The sequence below is a fragment of the Sphingobium scionense genome (assembly GCF_014197035.1).
Classification (GTDB): Bacteria; Pseudomonadota; Alphaproteobacteria; order Sphingomonadales; family Sphingomonadaceae; genus Sphingobium; species Sphingobium scionense.
In genome coordinates, this window is sequence record NZ_JACIEU010000007.1 from 35,197 (window position 1) to 52,051 (window position 16,855).

Annotated in this window: 17 protein-coding genes; 1 reads left to right on the top strand and 16 read right to left on the bottom strand. The window is 65.1% G+C overall.

Annotated features, from left to right (window positions below):
• Positions 1–24: 24 nt before the first annotated feature.
• The 6 genes from recN to truB all read right to left on the bottom strand — a co-directional run bounded on the left by recN (position 25) and on the right by truB (position 7,542).
• Entirely contained in the window at positions 25–1,689 is a 1,665-nt protein-coding gene (gene recN, locus GGQ90_RS09510; protein ID WP_188081936.1) for a DNA repair protein RecN, read from the bottom strand.
• A 53-nt stretch (positions 1,690–1,742) separates the two neighbouring features.
• On the bottom strand, positions 1,743–2,531 hold the full coding sequence (locus tag GGQ90_RS09515; RefSeq protein WP_188081937.1) for an outer membrane protein assembly factor BamD: 789 nt from the start codon (positions 2,529–2,531) through the stop codon (positions 1,743–1,745).
• Between the two features lie 67 nt (positions 2,532–2,598).
• Entirely contained in the window at positions 2,599–3,618 is a 1,020-nt protein-coding gene (locus tag GGQ90_RS09520) for a sensor histidine kinase (RefSeq protein ID WP_188081938.1), read from the bottom strand.
• A 146-nt stretch (positions 3,619–3,764) separates the two neighbouring features.
• Complete coding sequence (gene pnp, locus GGQ90_RS09525; protein WP_188081939.1) at positions 3,765–6,092, bottom strand: polyribonucleotide nucleotidyltransferase; 2,328 nt, start codon at positions 6,090–6,092, stop codon at positions 3,765–3,767.
• A gap of 205 nt (positions 6,093–6,297) precedes the next feature.
• Positions 6,298–6,567, bottom strand: coding sequence for a 30S ribosomal protein S15 (gene rpsO / locus GGQ90_RS09530; protein WP_188081940.1), 270 nt, complete (start codon positions 6,565–6,567; stop codon positions 6,298–6,300).
• Positions 6,568–7,542: a tRNA pseudouridine(55) synthase TruB gene (gene truB / locus GGQ90_RS09535; RefSeq protein WP_188081941.1), complete on the bottom strand. Its 975-nt coding sequence runs from the start codon at positions 7,540–7,542 to the stop codon at positions 6,568–6,570.
• A gap of 111 nt (positions 7,543–7,653) precedes the next feature.
• Between truB and GGQ90_RS09540 the strand changes: the two genes are divergently transcribed.
• The gene (locus GGQ90_RS09540; protein ID WP_188082114.1) at positions 7,654–8,349 is read left to right on the top strand and encodes an HAD family hydrolase; all 696 of its coding nucleotides are present in this window, start codon (positions 7,654–7,656) and stop codon (positions 8,347–8,349) included.
• A gap of 3 nt (positions 8,350–8,352) precedes the next feature.
• Here the strand turns inward: GGQ90_RS09540 and GGQ90_RS09545 are convergent, their stop codons facing one another.
• The 10 genes from GGQ90_RS09545 to nusA all read right to left on the bottom strand — a co-directional run bounded on the left by GGQ90_RS09545 (position 8,353) and on the right by nusA (position 16,852).
• On the bottom strand, positions 8,353–8,904 hold the full coding sequence (locus tag GGQ90_RS09545) for a GNAT family N-acetyltransferase (protein WP_188081942.1): 552 nt from the start codon (positions 8,902–8,904) through the stop codon (positions 8,353–8,355).
• Positions 8,901–9,479: a thymidine kinase gene (locus GGQ90_RS09550; RefSeq protein WP_188081943.1), complete on the bottom strand. Its 579-nt coding sequence runs from the start codon at positions 9,477–9,479 to the stop codon at positions 8,901–8,903. The genes GGQ90_RS09545 and GGQ90_RS09550 overlap by 4 nt, the downstream gene beginning before the upstream one ends.
• A gap of 9 nt (positions 9,480–9,488) precedes the next feature.
• Positions 9,489–10,385: an alpha/beta hydrolase family protein gene (locus GGQ90_RS09555; RefSeq protein ID WP_188081944.1), complete on the bottom strand. Its 897-nt coding sequence runs from the start codon at positions 10,383–10,385 to the stop codon at positions 9,489–9,491.
• Positions 10,382–10,768 (bottom strand): type II toxin-antitoxin system VapC family toxin, encoded by a 387-nt coding sequence (locus GGQ90_RS09560; protein WP_188081945.1) that lies wholly within the window; start codon positions 10,766–10,768, stop codon positions 10,382–10,384. The genes GGQ90_RS09555 and GGQ90_RS09560 overlap by 4 nt, the downstream gene beginning before the upstream one ends.
• Complete coding sequence (locus tag GGQ90_RS09565) at positions 10,765–11,046, bottom strand: AbrB/MazE/SpoVT family DNA-binding domain-containing protein (RefSeq protein ID WP_188081946.1); 282 nt, start codon at positions 11,044–11,046, stop codon at positions 10,765–10,767. The genes GGQ90_RS09560 and GGQ90_RS09565 overlap by 4 nt, the downstream gene beginning before the upstream one ends.
• 31 nt (positions 11,047–11,077) lie before the next feature.
• Positions 11,078–11,476 (bottom strand): 30S ribosome-binding factor RbfA, encoded by a 399-nt coding sequence (rbfA, locus tag GGQ90_RS09570; RefSeq protein WP_188081947.1) that lies wholly within the window; start codon positions 11,474–11,476, stop codon positions 11,078–11,080.
• A 148-nt stretch (positions 11,477–11,624) separates the two neighbouring features.
• Positions 11,625–14,252: a translation initiation factor IF-2 gene (gene infB / locus GGQ90_RS09575; RefSeq protein ID WP_188081948.1), complete on the bottom strand. Its 2,628-nt coding sequence runs from the start codon at positions 14,250–14,252 to the stop codon at positions 11,625–11,627.
• A gap of 9 nt (positions 14,253–14,261) precedes the next feature.
• Positions 14,262–14,975 (bottom strand): DUF448 domain-containing protein, encoded by a 714-nt coding sequence (locus GGQ90_RS09580; protein ID WP_188081949.1) that lies wholly within the window; start codon positions 14,973–14,975, stop codon positions 14,262–14,264.
• A 63-nt stretch (positions 14,976–15,038) separates the two neighbouring features.
• Complete coding sequence (locus GGQ90_RS09585; protein WP_188081950.1) at positions 15,039–15,272, bottom strand: tautomerase family protein; 234 nt, start codon at positions 15,270–15,272, stop codon at positions 15,039–15,041.
• Between the two features lie 5 nt (positions 15,273–15,277).
• Entirely contained in the window at positions 15,278–16,852 is a 1,575-nt protein-coding gene (gene nusA, locus GGQ90_RS09590) for a transcription termination factor NusA (protein WP_188081951.1), read from the bottom strand.
• Positions 16,853–16,855: the final 3 nt, after the last annotated feature.

A 16,855-nucleotide genomic window follows, 5' to 3' on the forward strand; every position in this document is an offset into this window, starting at 1 on the left:
CTATCCTCGCAATGACGAAATGTCTTACGCCCGTTCCAGCAGCCGTTCCGCCTGTGCCCGCGCTTCGGCGGTAATTTCCGCGCCGGAGAGCATGCGGGCGATTTCCTCGCGGCGTTCGCCATCGCTGAGCGCGTGGACGCCGGTGCGCGTCACCGTGCCGTCGCTCGACTTGGCGATCAGCATATGGCCGGCACCGCGCGCCGCGACCTGGGGGCTGTGGGTGACGACGAGGATCTGGTTGCTCTGCGCCAGGCGCGACAAGCGCTCACCGATCGCATCGGCCACCGCCCCGCCGACGCCCCGGTCGATCTCGTCGAAGATCAAGGTGTCGGCCCCGCCCTGCTCCGCCAGCGCGACCTTGAGCGCGAGGATGAAACGGGAGAGTTCGCCGCCCGAGGCGATCTTGGCGAGCGGCGCGAAGGGCGCGCCGGGATTGGTCGAAATCTCGAACTCGACCCGGTCCATGCCGGCGCCGCTCCATTGCGCCTCGTCCTGCCGCGCGACGACGGTACGGAAGCGGGCGGCGTCCAGCTTCAACGGCGCCAGTTCGCCCGCGACCGCGGCGTCGAGCCGGCCGGCGGCAAGCTGGCGCTCGGCCGACAGCGCCTGGGCGGCGGCGCGATAGGCGTCGGCCTTTTTCGCGACATCGGCTTCCAACGCGGCGATATGCTCCTCGCCCCCCTCGATCGCGGCGAGGCGCGCGGCCATCTCGTCGCGCAGCGCGGCGAGATCGTCGGGCGCGACCTGATGCTTGCGGGCCAGGCCGCGCAGGTCGAACAGCCGGGTCTCGATCGCATCCAGCCGGGCGGGGTCGAAGCTCAGCGCCTCGGCCGCCTCGGCGAGCTTGTCCTCCGCCTCGCCCGCTTCGATCACGGCGCGGTCCAGTGCCTCCAGCACGGCGGAGAGCGGTTCATATTCGCCCGCGATCCGGTCGAGCCGACGGGCCGCCTGGCGCAACTGGGCCAGGCCGCCGTCGGAGCCGGTCAGGCAATCGGTGACGGCGGACAGGTCATCGGACAGGCGCGCGCCCTTCTGCATGGTCGCGCGTTCCTCCGCCAAAGTCGCTTCCTCGCCGGCTTCGGGCGCGAATTTCGACAGTTCGGCGACGGCATGGTCGAGATAGTCGCGATCGCGTGCGGCATTGGCGACGGTCTCGCGCGCCTGCGCCAGATCGGCAGCGGCGGCGCGCCAGGCGGTGTAAGCGGTTGCGACAGCCTCCGCCTCGCAGCGGCCATAGGTGTCGAGCAAGGCGCGGTGGCCACGGGCGTTGAGCAGGCCGCGATCATCATGCTGGCCGTGGATCTCGACCAGCGCGCCGCCCAGGTCGCGCAGCAGCGCCGCGGAACAAGCCTGGTCGTTGATGAAGGCGCGGCTGCCGCCGTCCGCCTTGACCGTGCGGCGGATCAGCAGCGGTTCACCCGGATCGATCTCGATGCCATTGTCGGCCAGCAGCTGCGCGGCGCGATGGCCGGCGGGCGGCGGATCGAAGCTGGCGGTGACGCTGGCCTGCGCCTCCCCTGCCCGGACAAGGCCGCTATCGGCGCGGGCGCCGAGCGCCAGCCCAAGCGAATCGAGCAGGATCGACTTGCCCGCGCCGGTTTCACCGGTGAGGACGGACAGGCCGGCGCCGAACTCCAGGTCCAGCGCCTCGATCAGCACGACATTGCGGATGGCAAGCGAGGTCAGCATGGCGCCTGTCTACCTGCCATCGCACAAAAGGGGAACAAATAAAGCGCGGGCCTTCAGCTCTTGACCGGATGCTGCTGCATCAGCTTGTAGCTGCGCTCATACCATTTGGTGCCGGGATAGTTGCGGCCCAGCACGGCGGCGGCCTTCTGCGCTTCGACCGGAATGCCGAGCGAGAGATAGGATTCGACCAGACGCTCCAGCGCTTCGGGCGTGTGGGTGGTGGTCTGATATTTGTCGACCACGGTACGGAAACGCAGCGTGGCGGCCAGCCACTGGCCCCGGCGCTGGTAGAAGCGGCCCAGCTCCATTTCCTTGCCGGCGAGGTGATCATTCACCAGGTCGACCTTCAGGCGGGCGTCGGCGGCATAGCGGGTGTCAGGATAGCGGCGGATCAGTTCGCCCAGCGAATCCATTGCCTGCTGCGTGATCTTCTGGTCGCGGGTGACGTCGGCAATCTGCTCATAATAGCAGAGCGCGATCAGATAATAAGCGTAGGGCGCGTCCTTGTTGCCGGTGTGGATCGACAGAAAGCGCTGCGAGGCCGCGATCGATTCCGGATAATCGCGGTTCATATAATAGCTGAACGCCGACATGAGCTGCGCACGGCGCGCCCAGGGCGAATAGGGATGCTGGCGCTCGACCTCATCGAACAACGCGGCAGCGAGCTTGTACTGGCCGCGATCAAGGCGCGCCTTGCCGCTGTTGTAGAGGGTCGACACGTCGCGGGCGACATAGAGGGTGTCGGCCTTGTTCTTCGATGTGGAGCAGCCGGTCAGCACAGGCGAGGCGATCAGGACCAGAGTGGTGGCCGCGCCGATGCGCGTCAGGGTTTTCGTCAGCATGCGCCGGGTCATAGCCGAGCGGATCGCCGTCGCCAAGCGCCAGAATGTTGCAGAACGTCGAGCCGTGTCAGCGCGTGTGTTGCGGCAGGTCGAGACAGGCCATCGCGCCGCCATCCGGCGCGGGTTCCAGCCGGAAACTGCCGCCCAGTTGCTGCGCCAGCGCGACGGCGATGCGCAGGCCGATGCTGGTGGGTCCATCAGGCATGGTCCCGTCCGGAAGTCCGCGCCCGTCGTCGACGATGCGCAGGTGGAGCGCGCCATCCCCCTGCTGTTCCAGCGTCACCGCCACCCGCCCCGCGCGATCGGGCAGGCCATGTTCGATCGCGTTGCTGACCGATTCCGCCACGATCAGCGCCAGCGGCACGATGACATCGGGCTCCAGCGACAGGCCATCGGGCGCACAAATGGTGCAGTCGATGTCGGTGCGGCCGAACGCATCGACGATATCGGCGCAGAGCATGACCATGAAGGTGCGCAGATCCTGCCCCTGCCCCGACGGATCATAAAGGGCACGGCTGATCTTGCCGATCAGCGACAGGCGCGCGGCGGCATCGTCCAGCGCACGGCGGGCGACGTCATTGTCGACCTGGCGCCGTTGCAGCGACAACATCGCGGCCACCACCTGCAGATTGTTCGACACACGATGCTGGAGTTCGTTGAACAATAATTCCCGATTCTCGGCCAGGGCACGGCTGCGCTCCCGCTCGATCGCCAGGTTGAAATTGGCGCGCTGCATGAAGTGGATCAGCAATATATCGACGGCCACGACCATGGCGTAGAAGATCAGCGCCATGGCGACGCCGGGGTTGAAAACCAGCGTGTAGACCGGCGGGATGAAGCAATACCAGGACAGCAGGCCACCAACGATGGCGGCGAAGATGCCCGGCCGCACCCCGAACAGGAAGGAGGAGAGGATCACCGCCGGGAAGAAGGTGACGAAAGGATAGCCGACCGGCAGCAGCGTTTCGGCAGCGATGCGCGCGAGCCAGGCGAGCAGGCAGAGCAGCAGGCTCAGGCCATAGCCATAGGCCGGCCTTGGAAGCACGAGCGGCAGGCGCTCGACAAACCGCTCATTCCTCCGTTGCATGGACATTCCCCCGGAACCGTGACGCGACCGTATCAGATGCCAACAGCCATGCCTTGATCGAAATCAGCCCTGACGGGATTTGGCACGAAAAAGGGCGCCCGGTCGAACCGGACGCCCCATTTTCTAGTCAGCGATGATGCTGCCGATCAGTCCTGGGTCAGGAAGTCGGGCAGACCGGCGTTGGAGCCGTCATCATCACCCTTGCCTTCGCTGCGCGGGCCACGGTCTCGGCGCGGGCCACGGTCGCCGCCGCGATCGCCACCGCGACCACCACGATCGCCGCCGTCACGACGCGGGCCACGGCCACGGTCGCCACGGTCGCCGCGATCACCACGGGGTTCGCGCGGTTCGCGAGCCGGACGGGTGTCTTCCAGTTCTTCGCCGGTTTCCTGGTCGACGACGCGCATCGACAGGCGAACCTTGCCGCGCGGGTCGATCTCGAGAACCTTGACCTTCACTTCCTGGCCTTCCGACACGACGTCGGTCGGCTTCTCGACGCGCTCATTCTTCATTTCGGAGACGTGAACGAGACCGTCCTTGCCACCCATGAAGTTCACGAACGCACCGAAGTCGACGATGTTGACGACCTTGCCGGTGTAGACCTTGCCGACTTCGGCTTCCTCGACGATGCCGAGAATCCACTTCTTGGCGGCCTCGATCTGGTCGATGTCGGACGAGCTGATCTTGATGATGCCTTCGTCGTCGATGTCGACCTTGGCGCCGGTTTCCGCGACGATCTCGCGAATGACCTTGCCGCCGGTGCCGATGACGTCACGGATCTTCGACTTGTCGATCTGGATCGTCTCGATGCGCGGGGCATGGGCCGACAGCTCGGTGCGGGTCGAGGACAGGGCCTTGTTCATCTCACCCAGGATGTGGGCGCGACCTTCCTTGGCCTGACGCAGGGCGGTCTCGAAGATTTCCTGCGTGATGCCGGCAACCTTGATGTCCATCTGCATGGTGGTGATGCCGTTTTCCGTACCGGCCACCTTGAAGTCCATGTCGCCGAGATGATCTTCGTCACCCAGGATGTCCGAGATGACGGCGAAATCGCTGCCTTCCAGGATCAGGCCCATGGCGATGCCCGACACCGGACGCTTCAACGGAACGCCCGCATCCATCATCGAGAGCGAACCGCCGCAGACGGTGGCCATCGACGAGGAACCGTTCGACTCGGTGATGTCCGAGAGAACGCGGATGGTGTAGGGGAATTCGTCCTTGGTCGGCAGCACCGGGTGCAGCGCGCGCCAGGCGAGCTTGCCATGGCCGACTTCACGACGACCCGGCGCACCGAAGCGACCCACTTCACCGACCGAATAGGGCGGGAAGTTGTAGTGCAGCATGAAGTTTTCATAGTGCAGGCCGGTCAGGCCGTCGATCATCTGCTCGGCGTCCTTGGTGCCCAGCGTGGTGGTGCAGATCGCCTGCGTCTCGCCACGGGTGAACAGGGCCGAACCATGGGTGCGCGGCAGGAAGCCGACCATCGCCTCGATCGGACGGATCTGGGTGGTGGTGCGACCGTCGATGCGCGCGCCGTCCTTCAGGATGGCGGTGCGGACGATTTCGGCTTCCAGCTTCTTGGTCAGCTTGATGCCGGCCATCACCGTCTGGGCGTCGAGGCCGTCGGCCGCGAAGCTGGCCTTCGCCTTGGCGCGGGCTTCGTTCAGGGCGTTCGAGCGGGCCGACTTGTCGGTCAGCTTGTAGGCAGCGGCGATGTCGCCACCGATCAGATCCTTGAGCTTGGTCTTGAGCGCGCCCAGATCGTCGCCCTTGGCGATTTCCCACGGATCCTTGGCGGCCTTCTCGGCCAGCTGGATGATCGCGTCGGCAACCTTCTTGCTCGCTTCATGGGCGAACAGGACGGCGCCCAGCATGACGTCTTCCGACAGTTCCTTGGCTTCGGATTCGACCATCATCACGGCGTTGCCGGTGGCGGCGACGACCAGGTCGAGTTCGCCGGTCTTCACTTCGTCAAGGCTCGGGTTCAGCTGATATTCGCCATCCTTGTAACCGACGCGGGCCGCGCCGATCGGGCCCATGAAGGGCACGCCCGACAGGGTCAGGGCAGCCGAGGCGGCGATCATCGCGACGATGTCGGGCTCGCTCTCGCCATCGAACGACAGCACCTGGGCGATGACGTTGATTTCGTTGTAGAAGCCTTCGGGGAAGAGCGGACGGATCGGACGGTCGATCAGGCGCGAAACCAGGGTTTCCTTCTCGGTGGCGCCACGCTCACGCTTGAAGAAACCACCCGGAATGCGGCCGGCGGCCGAATATTTTTCCTGATAGTGGACGGTCAGCGGGAAGAAGTCCTGGCCTTCCTTCACCGACTTGGCGGCGGTCACGGCGCACAGCACCACGGTTTCGCCATGGGTTGCCAGCACGGCGGCGTCGGCCTGACGCGCGATCCGGCCGGTTTCGAGGGTCAGCGTCTTGCCGGCCAGCTCGATCGAAACTTTCTTTACATCGAACATATATGTTCCTTTGCCCACCTGGCCCTATTGCCGGGCGGGGCCTCATATGCGGACAAAGCCGGTCCGCGGCGGTTGTGGGGCATCGTGTGGCCCCTTGGACGAAACGGGTCGCCGGATTGCGCCCGTCCCGGATGACATCCTGAAAAAAGGAATGTCCGTTAGAATCGGAAACGGCCCCGAATGGGGCCGTCCCTTTGTAGCAGGCTTACTTGCGCAGGCCCAGCTTGGCGATGAGGTCGCCGTAGCGTGCCGCATCCTTCTTCTTCAGATAGTCCAGCAGCGAACGGCGCTTGTTGACCAGCATCAGCAGGCCGCGACGGCTGTGGTTATCCTTGTGATGACCCTTGAAATGCTCGGTCAGGTTCGTGATGCGCTCGGTCAGGATCGCGACCTGAACTTCCGGCGAACCGGTATCACCCTCAACGCGGGCATGTTCCTTGATAAGCGCTTCCTTGCGCTCGGCAGTGATCGTCATCTAGTCTTCTTCCTTCGACATCAGGTTAAATCCGCGCACCACCCGGACATTTCCGTCCTCTATTTCAACCAACGCCACGGGCATGAACCCGTCGGTCGCCAGATGAAGGCCGGTGGCAGCATCACGTCCCGAAAGCATCTTCCCCTGTCGGAGTGCCAATGCTTCGTCGGGAGAGACTGCAAGAGCCGGGATATCGTCCAGCCCTGCCGTCAACGGGAGCATAAGCTCGCCGATGTCGCCGCCCCTAGCAGCTTCGTCCAGTTTGTCCAGCGAAATCGCGGTTTCCAGGGTGAACGGCCCGGCCTTGATCCGCCGCAACATGGTGACATGGCCGACCGTGCCGAGCGCCAGCGCGATGTCGCGGGCGAGGGAGCGGATATAGGTGCCCTTGGAGACATGGGCGGTGAGTGTGACGGAGGCAAGCGCCCCCTCATCCGTTCGGTTCGAGCCTGTCGAGAACCCTTGCGCATCGTTCTCGACAAGCTCGAACCGAACGGGGGTCAGCGCATGGATCGTCACCGATCGCGTCTTCATCTCCACCTCCTCCCCCTTGCGGGCGAGGTCATAGGCGCGCTGGCCGTCGATCAGGATCGCGCTATAGGCCGGCGGCGCCTGTTCGATTCCGCCAGTGAAGCGCGGCAGCACCGCCTCCAGTTGCGCCAGCGTCGGGCGCACATCGCTTTGCGCGATGACCTTGCCCTCCAGGTCGAGCGTGTCGGTCTGTGCGCCAAAGGCGATGGTGAAGTCGTAGATCTTGTCGCTGTCGAGCATTCGGCCGGCAAGCTTGGTCGCCTCGCCGATCGCGATCGGCAGCACCCCGGTCGCCAGCGGATCGAGCGTGCCGCCATGGCCGACCTTCGACTTCTCCGTGCCGCCCAGCACCTCGCGCTGGGTCCGCAGCGCGCGCTTGACCGCGCTGACCGCCTGGGTCGAACCAAGGCCATGGGGTTTGTCGAGGATGATCCAGCCGTGCATGGCGGCGGCCCTTACCCCCCCTGCCCGGACATGTCACCTTCCATCGTCCTTTCCGAACATCCATCCAATAAGGGCATTTCGCTGCCCATCACGCTCCGCTATTCCAGCGCCATGACGATCAAGCTCATCTGCCTCGATGCCGACGACACGCTGTGGCACAATATGCGCCATTTCAACGCGACCCAGGACGCGCTGACCGACATGTTGCAGCCTTTTGCCGATGTCGATGTCACGCGCGAGCGGCTGATCGCCTGCGAAATCCGCAACCTGCCGCTCTATGGCTATGGCGCCAAGGGCTTCACCCTGTCGATGATCGAGGCGGCGGTGGAACTGGCCGGCGACCAGCTGTCGACCGCGATGATCCAGGAGATATTGGCCGCGGGCCGCGCCCTGCTGGCCCATCCGGTCGAGCTGTTCGACGGGGTGGCCGACACGCTGGAGCGACTGGCGGATATCGGCCCGCTGGTGCTGGTGACCAAAGGCGACCTGCTGCATCAGGAAAGCAAGCTGGCGGCATCGGGCCTGGGCGACCTGTTTTCCGGGATCGAGATCGTCAGCGACAAGAAGGTCGATACCTTCCGCACCCTGTTCGCCCGCCATGGCATCGAACCCGAACAGGCGGTGATGGCCGGCGATTCGATGCGGTCGGACATATTGCCGGCGCTGGAGGCCGGGGCCTGGGCCGCGTTCATCCCGCAGGAGGGCGCCTGGTCGCATGAACGGGCGCAGCCGCCGACCGCCGCGGCGCGCTACACCCAGCTGGAGCGGCTGGGCGAATTGCCCGACTGGATTGGCTCGCTGGACTGAAGCTCAGGCGGCGCGCACAGCCCATTCGTCGGCGAGGATCGAATAGATCACCGTGTCGCGGACATGGCCGGTCCAGGTGACGCGCTGCTTGCGCAGCACGCCCTCGCGCACGGCGCCCAGCTTCTCCACCGCCTTTTGCGAGCGGATGTTGCGCGCATCGACCCGAAATTCGATGCGATGGAAGCCACAGGCCAGCGCCCGCCCGATCAGCAACGGCTTGATCCGGCCGTTAAGACCGGTGCCGCGTGCGGCCGGCACCATATAGGTGAGGCCGATTTCCAGAGCATTGTCGGCCGGATGAATATTGAGATAGCCCGACATGCCGATGGGCTGGTCCTCCGCCAGGATCAGGAAGGCATTGCGGTCCCCGCTCGCCAACGTCGCGTCGAAGGCGGTGTCGAAATCCGGCCCGGCGAAGCGCACGGGATAAATTTCCCACACCGGGTCGTCGACCGGGCAGATCGCACGCAGCATTTCGCGATGATGGGGCGCCAGTTGCTCCAGATGGAGGCCGGGCGCTTCGATCGGCGCCAGCAGATCGTCCATCCGGCTCATCCGCGCATCTGCTCGACAAAATGGCGACGGCATAGCGCCACATAACGGTCATTGCCGCCAATCTCGGTCTGCGCGCCCTGACGGATCGCCCGGCCCGACGCATCGACGCGCAGGTTCATCGTCGCCTTGCGGCCGCAGTCGCACACCGTCTTGATCTCGGTCAGCGCGTCGGCAAGGCCGAGCAGATGGGCGCTGCCCTCGAACAATTCCCCCTGAAAATCGGTGCGCAGGCCGTAGCAGAGGACGGGAATGCCGAGGCTGTCGCTGACCGCGGCGAGTTGCCAGACCTGATCGCGGGTCAGGAACTGTGCCTCGTCCACCAGCACGCAGGAGAGCGGCGTCGCCTCATGCTGGGCGGCGATAGCGGCAAGCATGTCGACACCCGGCTCGAACAGATGCGCCTGCGCCTCCAGCCCGATGCGCGAGGCGATCCGGCCATGGCCGAAGCGGTCGTCGACCGCCGCCGTCCACAGCATCGTCGCCATGCCGCGCTCCTGATAGTTGAAGCTCGATTGCAGCAGGGTCGTCGATTTGCCCGCATTCATCGAGCTATAATAGAAATAGAGCTTGGCCATGGCCGCGCTTTAGCGCAGCGTGGGCGCAACGCCAGCCAGGAAACGCACCAGCGCATCGGCGAGCGCGATCCGCTTGTCGGAAAAGCTGTGATCGGTCGGCCAGACCATCAGGCGGGTGTTGGGATTGGCCGACTGGGCGTCCGCCCCGACCTTGCGCGCCATCGCGCCGATGCCGCGTTCGGCGCCGATGATGGTCAGCGGCCGACGGCCATAGCCGACCAGCTTGCGGCCGAGGTCGAACTTCTGCGCATCGCCCCTGATCTCGGCGGTCAGGCTTTCATAGCTGGCGCCCGACAGCGGCGGCAGGTCGCCCGCCACCTCGGCCTTCCATCCTGCCTCGCCCTGCGGCGTGGCGAGCGAGGCCACGGTCTGAGCGGGATCCCAGGGATCGATCAGGAACAGGCCGGCGACGCGCGGTTCGGCGGCCGCCGCCTCGGCCGCCATGAAGCCGCCCATGCTGTGGCCGGCGACCACGATCGCGCTGGTGTCGATACGATATTTGGCGACGGTCGATGCCTCCTCCAGGAAGAGCAAAGCGTTGAACGCATCCTCCGCCGCGTTGGTGAAGGAAAAGATGCCGGGGCTGCCCCACGACCCACGATAATGGAGGGTCAGGACATTCCAGCCCGCGCGGCGCGCCGCCTGGGCCAGATCCAGATTCTGCTCATTGCCCGGAAAGCCGTGGAGCAGCAGCAGGGTCGGATGCACCCCGCTGCCGGCCGCGACATACATGACCGCATTCATCGCCCCTTCGCCCGAGGGAATGACGAACGCGTCCATCCGCGCGGGGTTGGCGGCGTCGGGCGCCGGATCGGTGGTGACGGCAGGATGGGTGGCGGGTTCACGGGCGATGGCGGGGGCAATCACGGCACTGGCGAGCATCAGGACGGACAGGAAGCGCTTCATTCGGGAACCTCGATGGCTACGGGCGGATCGACCAGCTTGCGGAAAACCTCTCCGTCAAACGTCACGAAAGCATCGGCACCGTTGGCACCGAGAACATGAATGGCATCGGCAATGTCGGCGCCGCCGCGAAACTGCATGATCGCCCAGCCGAGCCCATCGCCCTGCTCAACGGTCACTCCCGGCAAATCCATGATTTCGGACAGAATATCGGCTAAGGCAAGGCGCCCGACCTTATAGCGGCTGCCAAGAAGCCAGGCCGTTTCCAGCATGACGGTGAGCGGAATGAAGACGCCATCGGCGATCAGCGCGTCGGCGATCTCGGCCTGCCGCAGATCATCCCGGACCAGCGCCCGAGCGAGGATATTGGTATCGATCGCCTTCAACGATCGCTGTCCTCGGCCGCCTTGCGCCAGCCCTCCGCAATCGTCTCGTTCATTTCCTCGATCGTCACGGGCCGACCATCATAGGCGATCCGCGCCCGAATGCCGGCCACAATCTCGTCAAAGCTGCGACCCGACTTCTGTTGCTGCGGCTTCAACAATATACCACCGCCCATCGGCACGACATCGAGCACCTGGCCTGGCGCGAGTCCGAGTTGATCGCGGACATCCTTGGGGATGACAACCTGGCCCTTGGCCGACAGGGTGGTCTTGGCGTTCATAGCGGTAAGATGCGTCTTACCGCGTCATGAGTCAATCTTCGCCTTCATCCTGTTCCAGATCGCGGGCGACCTTGGGGTCGCGGAGCAGCTTGTCGATATGGCTACCCTCGTCGAAGCTTTCGTCCGACAGGAATTTGAGCTTCGCCGCATATTTGAGCGCCATGCGATGGGCGACTTCGCGCTGGAGATAGGCGGTGTTGGTACGCAGCGCCTTGAGCACCGCTTCCTCGTCCCTGCCCAGCAGCGCCTTGATGAAGATGGTCGCGTGACGCAGGTCGGGCGACATGCGCACTTCGGTGACGCTGACGACATGCTTGGCCAGCACATCATCATGCACGTCACCGCGCGTCAGGATTTCGGACAGGATATGACGCACCTGTTCGCCCACGCGGAGCAGGCGGACGGAAGGGCCTTCGGACTGGTTGGACATAAATCAAAACTCCCCTGCCCTGGCTGGGCGGGTGCGGGTTGCATGGTGAGCGTAGCGGGCGCGGCCGAATAGCGAAAGGGTGGAAGCGATTGCTCACGCAATCGCACCCACCCCCAATCTTCCCCGAAAGGAAGATGCTTCGCCGTGATTACAGCGTGCGTGCGCGCTCTTCGACTTCGAACAGTTCGAGCGTATCGCCCGGCTTGATGTCGTTGGTGTCCTGCAGGACCGCACCGCATTCCATGCCGGCGCGCACTTCGGACACATCGTCCTTGAAGCGACGCAGCGACGCGATATGGGTGCGCGACACGATGACATCGTCGCGGGTGAGGCGCGCGTTGAGCCCCTTGCGGATGATGCCGTCGAGGACGAGCAGACCAGCCGCCTTGTCCTTCTTGCCGGCCGGGAAGACCTGCAGCACCTCGGCGCGGCCGACGATCGTCTCGATCCGTTCGGGGGCGAGCTGGCCAGCCATTTCGCCACGAACTTCCTCAAGCAGGTCGTAGATCACGTCATAATAGCGCAGGCTGATCTTCTCGCGCTCGGCGAGCTGACGGGCCTTGGCATTGGGACGCACGTTGAAGCCGATCAGCGGCGCGCGGCTGGCAGCAGCCAGGGTAACGTCGCTCTCGGTGATCGCACCGACGCCCGAATGCAGGATGCGGACCTTGATCTCGTCGGTCGAGATCTTGTTGAGTGACGACACGATCGCTTCGACCGAACCCTGCACGTCGCCCTTCACCACCACCGGATATTCGATGACCTTGGTGTTCAGCGCCGAGAACATATGCTCGAAGCTGGTGGGGGCAGCCGTGGTGCGCTTCTTGGTCGCCTGTTCCTGGCGATAGGCAGCGACTTCGCGGGCGCGGGCTTCATTCTCGACGACGGTGAGCTGGTCACCGGCCATCGGCACGCCCGAAAGACCCAGGATCTCGACCGGGGTCGAGGGACCGGCGACCTTAACCTGCTGGCCCTTGTCGTTGATCATCGCGCGAACCTTGCCGCTTTCCGAACCGATGACGAAGGTGTCGCCGATCTTCAGCGTGCCCTTGCGGACGAGGACGGTCGCGACGGCGCCGCGGCCCTTGTCGAGCTGTGCCTCGATCACATTGCCTTCGGCATCGCGATCGGGGTTGGCGGTCAGCTCCATGACTTCTGCCTGGAGCAGGATCTTCTCGATCAGTTCGTCAAGGCCGGTCTTCTTGAGCGCCGAAACCTCGACGTCCTGGACGTCGCCGCCCATGTCCTCGACCACGATTTCCTCGCTCAGCAGGCGCTCGCGCACCTTCTGCGGATTGGCTTCGGGCTTGTCGCACTTGTTGATCGCAACGATCATCGGCACGCCGGCGGCCTTGGTGTGGTTGATGGCTTCGATCGTCTGCGGCATCAGGCCGTCATCGGCCGCCACCACCAGGATGACGATGTCGGTGACATTGGCGCCACGGGCACGCATTTCCGAGAAGGCCTCATGGCCCGGCGTGTCGAGGAAGGTGATGACGTCACCCTTCTTCGTCGTCACCTGATAGGCGCCGATATGCTGGGTGATGCCGCCGCTTTCGCCCGCGACCACATCGGTCCCGCGCAGCGCGTCGAGCAGCGAGGTCTTGCCATGGTCGACATGGCCCATGATCGTCACGACCGGGGCACGCGGCTTCAGCGCTTCAGGCGCGTCGACCTCACCTTCCATGCCGATTTCGACGTCGGCATCCGACACGCGCTGGATGCGGTGGCCGAATTCCTCGACCAGCAGCTCCGCCGTATCCTGATCGATCGGCTGGTTGAGCGTGACGGCCGTGCCCATCTTGAACAGCGCCTTGACCAGGTCCGCGCCCTTTTCGGCCATACGGTTGGCCAGTTCCTGCACGGTGATGCTTTCGGGCACCACGACGTCGCGGCTCTGCTTTTCGCGCGGCTGGCTGCCGCCCGAATAATGGGCACGGCGTTCCTTTTCACGGGCACGCTTCAGCGCGGCGAGGCTGCGCGCACGCGCGCTGTCGTCATCGGCCAGCGCCTTGGTGACGGTGAGCTTGCCCGACTGGCGACGATTGTCGTCGTTGCGCTTGGTGCGATCCGGCTTGGCCGGTTCGGGACGCTTGACCGGGGCCACGGGCGTAAAGCGACGCGGCGGCGGCATGGTCGAACTGGTCGTGGCCGGTGCGGCGGGCGCAGCCGGGGCCGCAGCAGCGACGGGTTCGGCAGCAGCAGGAGCCGCCGCCGCTTCGACCGGCGCAGCCGGCTTGGCGGCTTCCGCGGTCTTGGCCTGCTCGGCCGCTTCCACGGCCTTGGCCGCTTCGACTTCGGCATTTTCGGCCGCCTGACGATTTTCCTCGGCGCGGCGCTTTTCTTCCTCGCTGGCGGCAAGGCGCGCAGCATCCTCACGACGGCGCGCATCTTCCAGCGCGGTCATGCGGGCTTCCTCGGCCTCGCGCAGCAGCTTGGCCTGCAGTTCCTGACGCGACATCAGGCTCTGCGGCGGTGTCTGGCGCACCGGAGCAGGCTGCGGCGCGCGCTGCTGCGGCGCAGGCGCGGCGGGACGGGGTGCGGCCGGCGCTGCGGGCGCGGCCGGCGTCGGGTCGGCCTGAGGCGCAGCAGCGGGCGCAGCGCCGGTGCTTTCGCCCGGCTTGCCCATGGGGACGCGGCGCCGCTTCACCTCAACCACGACCGTGTTCTTGCGGCCATGGCTGAACTGCTGCTGCACCTGACCGGACTCGACCGTGCGCTTGATCCCCAGCGGCTTGCGGCCCAGAACCGGCTTGTCTTCGTTGCTGTCACTCATCGACTATGTTTAACCCTTCACATCATCTTCAGCCGGCGCAGCCGCCGACGCATCATTCCATGCAGCCTCATGCGCCTGCGCATCGGCGGAGTCCTGCTCCCCATGCACCGGCGCCCCGGTAGCGCATCCCAGATAGCTTTCCAAGCGGCCCAAAGCCGCACGCAGGCGCACTGTCGCCCGCGAGTCGGTCACCGCGATATGGACGACATTGTCGCGCCCCATTGCCATAGATAGGGCGTGCCGGTCCACAGGCAAGACGATGCCCGCAAGATCCGTGCCTTCCGCTTCCTGTCCCACGCGCAAGGCCTGGTCCAGTTTTCGATTGCCGTCCGTACCCGCATCGGCGGCATGGAGCAGCATTTTCACCATGCCCTTGCGGCATGCGACGTCGATCTTTTCCGATCCGGTCAGCAGCATGGAGGCGCGTGCCTCCAGCCCCAGGCGGCTGAGCAGATCCTGCCGCAGCCCTGCCTCCACAAGATCGGGAAGATCGACGGGAATTTCAAGAGCGCCTTCCTTGAAGGCGCGGGCGAGTGCGCCCTTTAGCTTGCCCTTGACCAGCGCCGTTTCCAGCTCGGCCCGCGACACGCCGATCCAGGCGCCCCGACCCGGCGCCTTGGCACGGATGTCGGGAAGCACCTGCCCTTCAGGCCCGATGGCCAGGCGGATCAGCGTTTCGGGATCGGCACGGTCGCCGCTCAATATGCATTTGCGTTCGGTCATGCGCGCCCCTCCGCCAAAACGGACAAAAGGGCAAGACCAACGCTGTCGAGTAGGCTTATTCTCTCATTGGGGAGTGTCCGCAGCATTGGCGTCCTCCCTGTTTGGAGAAAGGGCGCGGTCGGCGATCAACTGACCGCCGGCCGCATAATTTTCGGTCGAGACTTCCGAGATCACGATCTGGACGGCAGCCGCCGGCTTCCCCAGCCGCTCCACGAGCGACTGGGTGACGTCAGCAACGATCGCGGCTTTCTGCTCGCGAGTCGCGCTACCGGCCAGGCGGATGTCGACGAAAGGCATGGGGCTTACGCTTCCTCGCCTTCGAACCAGTGCGCGCGGGCGGCCATGATGATCTCATTGCCCTGCTCGTCGCTCAGGCCATAGGCGGCCAGAATGCCGCCCTTGTCCTCATTGCCGCTGTCCGACTTGCGACGACGCTGGTCGACGCGCTTCTTCTGCACCAGTTCGTCGGTGGCGAGATCGGCGAGGTCGTCGAGCGTCTTGACGCCGGCCTTGCCGAGCGTGACGAGCATCGCTTCGGTGAGATGCGGCATGTCGGCCAGCGCGTCATCGACGCCCAACGCCTGACGCTCTTCGCGGGCAGCCTGCTCGCGGCGGTCGAGCGCTTCCTGCGCACGGCTCTGCAACTCGGCAGCCAGATCCTCGTCGAACCCTTCGATCCCGGCCAGTTCCTCGACGCTGACATAGGCGACTTCTTCCAGCTCGCCAAAGCCTTCGGCGACCAGCAGCTGCGACAGCGTCTCGTCCACGTCCAGTTCGTTCTGGAACAGTTCCGAACGGGAAACGAATTCCTTCTGACGCTTCTCGCTGGCGTCGGCTTCGGTCATGATGTCGATCGCCTTGCCGGTCAGCTGGCTGGCGAGGCGGACATTCTGGCCGCGGCGGCCGATGGCGAGCGAGAGCTGATCGTCGGGCACAACGACTTCGATGCGCTCTTCTTCCTCGTCGATGACGACGCGGGCGACCTGGGCGGGCTGCAGCGCGTTGACGACGAAGGTGGCGGTATCTTCCGACCAGGGGATGATGTCGATCTTTTCGCCCTGCATTTCCTGCACGACGGCCTGGACGCGGCTACCCATCATGCCGACGCAGGCGCCGACAGGATCGATGCTGCTGTCGCGGCTGATGACGCCGATCTTGGCGCGCGAACCCGGATCGCGGGCGGCGGCCATGATGGTGATGACGCCGTCGTAGATTTCGGGCACTTCCTGCGCGAACAGCTTCTTCATGAATTCGGGGTGCGCGCGGCTGAGGAAGATCTGCGGACCACGGTTTTCGCGACGCACGTTCAGCACGACCGAACGGATGCGATCGCCGACGCGAACGACTTCGCGCGGGATCTGCTGGTCGCGGCGGATCACGCCTTCGGCGCGGCCCAGATTGACGACGACATGGCCGAACTCGACCGACTTGACGACGCCGGTGATGATTTCACCCACGCGGTCCTTGAACTCGTCGAACTGACGCTCGCGCTCGGCGTCGCGAACCTTCTGGAAGATCACCTGCTTGGCCGACTGGGCATCAATGCGACCCAGGTCGATCGCGGGCAGCGGATCGACGATGAAGTCGCCGACCACAGCGTCCTTCTTCAGCTTGCCGGCCTGCTTGAGGTCGACCTGCTTGAAATAATCCTCAACCACCTCGACGACTTCGACGACGCGCCACAGGCGCAGGTCGCCGCTGTCCGGGTCCAGCTTGGCACGGATGTCGTTCTCGGCACCATAACGGGCACGGGCGGCGCGCTGGATCGCATCTTCCATCGCCTCGATGACGATCGCCTTGTCGATCATCTTCTCGCTGGCGACGCTGTTGGCGATCGCGATCAGCTCGGCCTTATTGGCGGAAATGGCGTTGGCCATGAC